This is a genomic window from Nocardioides sp. (assembly GCF_034670285.1).
GTDB lineage: Bacteria > Actinomycetota > Actinomycetes > Propionibacteriales > Nocardioidaceae > Nocardioides.
In genome coordinates, this window is sequence record NZ_JAXMNS010000287.1 from 1 (window position 1) to 5,080 (window position 5,080).

Sequence of the window (5,080 nt, forward strand, 5' to 3'; positions counted from 1 at the left end):
GGGGCCAGGCCGCACATCTCGGTGAAGGTCGAGATGCCGATGCCGAGCTGCACGGGGTCGCCGGAGTCGCGGCGCTGCTTCTGCTCGGCACGCAGGTCGTCGTACCCGAACATCTCCAGCGCCTTGGCCGTGGCGGCCTCGTAGTTGCCGGTGTCGTACTCGAGCCCGGCCACCGACATGAACGGGAACTCGTCGTGGTTGATCCAGTTCTTGCGGCGGATCTCGATCGGGTCGACGTCCAGCTCGGCGGCCAGCTCGGACATCAGCCGCTCGATGGCGTACGTCGCCTCGGGTCGCCCGGCGCCGCGGTAGGCGTCGGTCCACGTCTTGTTGGTGAGCACCGTCTGGCAGTTGAACTGGTAGGCGGGGAACTTGTAGATCGCGTTGAACATGAACGCTCCGAGCACCGGCACGCCGCCGCCCACGAGCGAGACGTGGGAGCCGAGGTCGGCGAGCAGCTCGACCTTCAGGCCGGTGACGGTGCCGTCCTTCTCGGCCGACAGCGTCAGCTTCTGCCACTGGTCGCGGCCGTGGTGGGCCACCATCAGCGACTCCGAGCGGGTCTCGGTGTACTTCACCGGCTTGCCGAGGCGGTTGGCGATGCAGAAGCTCAACCACTCCTCGGGCGTGGTGTTGAGCTTGCCGCCGAAGCCACCCCCGACATCAGGGGCGATCACGCGGATCTTCGACTCGGGGACGCCGGTCGTGGCGGCCAGCGCGAAGCGCACGATGTGTGGCACCTGCGTGGAGGACCACATGGTGATCTGCTCGCCCGTCGGGTCGACCACCGTCGAGCGCGGCTCCATGAACGCCGGGATCAGGCGCTGCTGGCGATACTCGCGCTCGATCACGACCCCGTCGGTGCGGGCCTTCTCGATGGCGGCGTCGACGTCGCCGCCGGTGCCGGCCTCGGCGGAGTCGAACTTCCAGAACGCCGACTTGTTGGTGCCGAGGTCGGGGTGGGCGAGGACCTCGTCATTCGCCGCGGCCTTCAGATCGATCGCGGCAGGCAGCTCGTCGTACTCGACGTCGACGAGCTCGGCGGCGTCGCGCGCCTCGGCCGCCGTGCGGGCCACGACGACGGCGACGATCTCGCCGGCAAAGCTGACGCGGTCGGCGGGCATCGGCTGGTGCACCGGGGCGACCTGGTCGGGGGTGATCGCCCAGGCGTTGATCAGCACGCCCTGGCTCTCGCCGAGGTCGGCGCCGGTGAGCACCGTGACGACGTTGCGCGAGGCTTTGGCCTCGGTGGTGTCGATCGAGGTGATGGTGGCGTGCGCGTAGGGGCTCCGCACCATCGCGAGGTGCAGCATCCCGGGCAGGGCGATGTTGTCGGTCCAGCGGGTGCGACCGGTGATGAGGCGCTGGTCCTCCTTGCGGCGGCGGTCGCGGCCGATCTCGGCGGCCGAGTCGACGGGCGGGTCCTGGAGCGTGGTCATGCTGACGCCTCCTCGGTGGTCGAGCCCGACGAGACCTGGCCGGACGCGTGCTGAACAGCCTTGACGATGTTGTGGTAGCCGGTGCAGCGGCACAGGTTGCCCTCGAGCCCGACGCGGATCTCGGTCTCGGTGGGCTTCGGGTTGTTCTTGAGCAGGTCGACGCTCTGCATGATCATCCCCGGCGTGCAGAAGCCGCACTGGAGACCGTGGCACTCGCGGAACGATTCCTGCATCGGGTGCAGGTCGCTGTCCACGGTGTCGGCGAGGCCCTCGATCGTGGTGACTTCGTGGCCGTCGGCCTGGACGGCGAGGACGTTGCACGACTTCACGCTGGTGCCGTCGAGGTGCACCGTGCACGCCCCGCAGTTGCTGGTGTCGCACCCGATGACGGTGCCGGTCTTGCCGAGCTTCTCGCGCAGGTACTGCACCAGCAGCATCCGCGGCTCGACGTCGTCGGAGACCGACGAGCCGTCGACGGTGAGGTTGATCTTGGTCATGGACTCTCCCTTGAGGTGCACGTCGCTGTGACCCGGGTCACGCTAGACAGCGCGGGTTGGTCCCGGGTTGGCGCACCCCCTGGTCATCGAGCAGCCGGGGAGCGAGCGGCCCACCCTGGTCATCGAGTAGCCGGGGAGCGAGCGACCCACCCTGGTCATCGAGTAGCCGGGGAGCGAGCGACCCACCCTGGTCATCGAGTAGCCGGGGAGCGAGCGACCCACCCTGGTCATCGAGTAGCCGGGGAGCGAGCGCAGCGAGCCACCGGCGTATCGAGATGCCGCACCGAGGCACCTAACGAGCAGCGGCGAGCTTGCCCCTGAGCAGCGCCTTGGCCGGGTGGGCGTTCGTGCCGAGGGCGGCGAGGGCGCGCTCCATCACCTCGGTGTCGTACGGCGCCAGGTCGGCGTAGCGCAGGGCGGCCCCGGGCTCGGGGTCGGCGAGCAGGGCCTCCCGGACGGCGACGGCGAGGTACTCCCCCAGCTCGGTGAGCGCGGGCGAGTTGGTGCCGGGCAGGAGGTCGCCGCCGTACGCCTCGAGCGCCTCGGCGACCCGGCCCCGACGCAGCAGGGCGAGCACGTGGTCGACGTCGGTGGCAACCGGCATCATCAGCCGGTAGGGCCGCGAGGCGAGCTGGCCACCGAGGGCGGCGCGCAGGTGCGAGACCTCCGCCTTCAGCGTCGAGAAGGTGATCGCGGAGTCGCCGTAGACGAAGGCGTGCAGCCGGTCGAGCGAGAGCCCCTCGGGATGGAGCGCCAGCAGCGCCAGCACCTCGGTCTGGCGACGGTTGAGCAGCAGCCGCTGACCGTCGAGGCGCACCTCGGCCGTGCCGAGCAGGGTCATCACCAGCCCGGGGTCGGCGGTCTCGTCGATCCCGTCGGGGCGCGCCGTCGGGTGGTGCGCCGAGTGCGGCAGCGCCGTCTCGATCAGTCGAGCCATCACCCGCGCGGTGGCCAGTCCGATCGGGTGGGTGCGGTCCCAGGTGGTTGACAGGTCGATGACACCGAGCTGGCGGCCGGTCGCCGGGTCGAGCACGGGAGCGGCCCAGCAGACCCAGTTGTGCACGATCGAGGCGTAGTGCTCGGCGGAGAAGACCATCGACGGCTCAGCGAGCCGGTTGGCGAGGTCGAGCGCGTTGGTGCCGACCGACTCGTCGTCCCAGCGGGCACCGGCCACGAAGTTGACCGTCTCGGCCTTGCGGCGCATCACCCGGCCGCCGTAGGTCCACAGGATGCGGGTGTCGGCGTCGGTGACGGCGAGAACGAGGTCGCCGTCCTCCGCCGTACGACGCAGGTCGGCCTCGACCCGCTCGACCGCGACCTGGAGCGGCGAGTCGCGCCACATCGACGACGTCTCGCTCTCGTCGGCGAGCGGCGCGGCCTCCACGTCGTGCGTGATCGCGGCGTCGGAGCGGGTCCAGCTGCTCAGGATCTCGGGGCGCACGAGCGGTGCGACCGCGTCGCCGTGCTCGATGAAGGTGGTCCAGGCGCGCAGCGTCTCCTGCTTGCGGCTGTCGAGCTCACTGCCCGTGCGTGCGGTCGTGCGCATCCGTGCGCCACCTCCCTGTCGCTCCCAGTCCTGCCGTCACGCTACAACGCACGGTGTGACGCGGGTCACTGGTCGATCACCCGTGGATGCGGCCCGTCGTCTCGGCCAGGTGCCGGCCGCTGCCGCCCCAGCGACCGGCGATGAACTCGGCCGCGATGCTGATGGCGGTCTCCTCGGGCGTCCTCGCCCCGAGGTCGAGCCCGATCGGGCTGTGCAGGCCGTCGAGCTCGCCGTCGGTCAGCCCCACGCCGCGCAGGCGCGCCATCCGGTCGTCGTGCGTGCGCCGCGACCCCATCGCGCCGACGTAGGCGACCTCGGGCAGGCGCAGGGCCACCTCGAGCAGCGGGACGTCGAACTTCGGGTCGTGGGTGAGCACGGTGATGACGGTGCGCTGGTCGATCGCGCCGGCCTCGAGCTGCTCGGTCAGGTAGCGGTGCGGCCAGTCGACGACGACGCGGTCGGCCTCGGGGAAGCGGCTCGCCGTGGCGAAGACCGGGCGCGCGTCGCAGACCGTGACGTCGTACCCGAGGAACGCGCCGACCTTGGCCACCGCAGCGGCGAAGTCGATCGCCCCGAAGACCAGCAGGCGTGGCTTGGGGGCGAAGCCCCACACGAAGACACGCATCCCCTCGCCGCGGCGCTCGCCGTCCGGGCCGTAGGTGAGGGTCGCGTTGGACCCGCTCGCCAGCAGCCCGAGCGCGTCGTCTCGCACTGCGTCGGTGGCCCTCTCCGACCACAACCGAGATAGTCCCTGACGATGTGGCCCCTCCGACGCCCCATCAGGGGCCACATCGACAGGGACTACCTCGCCGTCGGACCCGGGCCGCACGATCATCCGGGTGCCGAGGCGCGCGGGGTCGGGGTGCTCGACCACGGTGGCGATCGCCACCGGTCGACCGGCGCGCAGGTCGGCGGCGATCTCCCCGAGCTCGGGGAACGTGCGCTGCGAGACCTCCTCGACGTAGACGTCGAGGATGCCGCCACAGGTGAGGCCGACGGCGAAGGCATCGTCGTCGGAGACGCCGTAGCGCTGGAGCACCGGGGTGCCCGAGGCGACCACCGACTCGGCCAGCTCGTAGACCGCACCCTCGACGCAGCCGCCGGACACCGAGCCCACCGCGCTCTTGTCGGGCCCCACGAGCATCGACGCTCCCGGGGGCCGCGGCGCCGAGCGGAACGTCGCCACCACCGTGCCGACGCCGATCGTCTCCCCGGCCTCCCACCACTGCATCAGCTCGTCGAGCACCTCACGCATGCGCCAGCACCTCCATCAGCTCCTCGAACGTCGCGAGCGAGTGCCCGGCGACGAAGTCGTCGACATGCGGCAGGACCGCCACGATGCCGGTCTGCACGGCCTCGTAGCCGTCCTTGCCACGGTGGGGGTTCACCCACACCACCCGGTGGGCGACGGCGCGCAGACGGCGCACCTGCTCGCCCAGCAGCGCCGCGTCGCCCCGCTCCCACCCGTCGCTGAAGACCACCACGACGGCACCCCGAGCCAGCCCGCGTCGCCCCCACCGGTCGAGGAAGACCTTGAGGGTCTCCCCCAGCCGGGTGCCGCCCGACCAGTCGGGCACGGCCTCGCCGGCGGCCGCCAG

At 71.3% G+C, this 5,080-nt stretch carries 5 protein-coding genes; all 5 read right to left on the bottom strand.

Annotated elements, in window-relative coordinates; genetic code table 11:
* Window positions 1–1,439: xanthine dehydrogenase family protein molybdopterin-binding subunit (locus VOI19_RS14015; protein WP_323793580.1), on the bottom strand; the 1,439-nt coding region annotated here is incomplete at its 3' end.
* Window positions 1,436–1,936, bottom strand: coding sequence for a (2Fe-2S)-binding protein (locus VOI19_RS14020; RefSeq protein ID WP_323793581.1), 501 nt, complete (start codon window positions 1,934–1,936; stop codon window positions 1,436–1,438). The genes VOI19_RS14020 and VOI19_RS14015, both read right to left, overlap by 4 nt.
* A 292-nt stretch (window positions 1,937–2,228) precedes the next feature.
* Window positions 2,229–3,482 (bottom strand): transcriptional regulator, encoded by a 1,254-nt coding sequence (locus tag VOI19_RS14025; RefSeq protein ID WP_323793582.1) that lies wholly within the window; start codon window positions 3,480–3,482, stop codon window positions 2,229–2,231.
* A 76-nt stretch (window positions 3,483–3,558) separates the two neighbouring features.
* Window positions 3,559–4,737: an XdhC/CoxI family protein gene (locus tag VOI19_RS14030; protein ID WP_323793583.1), complete on the bottom strand. Its 1,179-nt coding sequence runs from the start codon at window positions 4,735–4,737 to the stop codon at window positions 3,559–3,561.
* Window positions 4,730–5,080: VWA domain-containing protein (locus VOI19_RS14035; RefSeq protein WP_323793584.1), on the bottom strand; the 351-nt coding region annotated here is incomplete at its 5' end. The genes VOI19_RS14035 and VOI19_RS14030, both read right to left, overlap by 8 nt.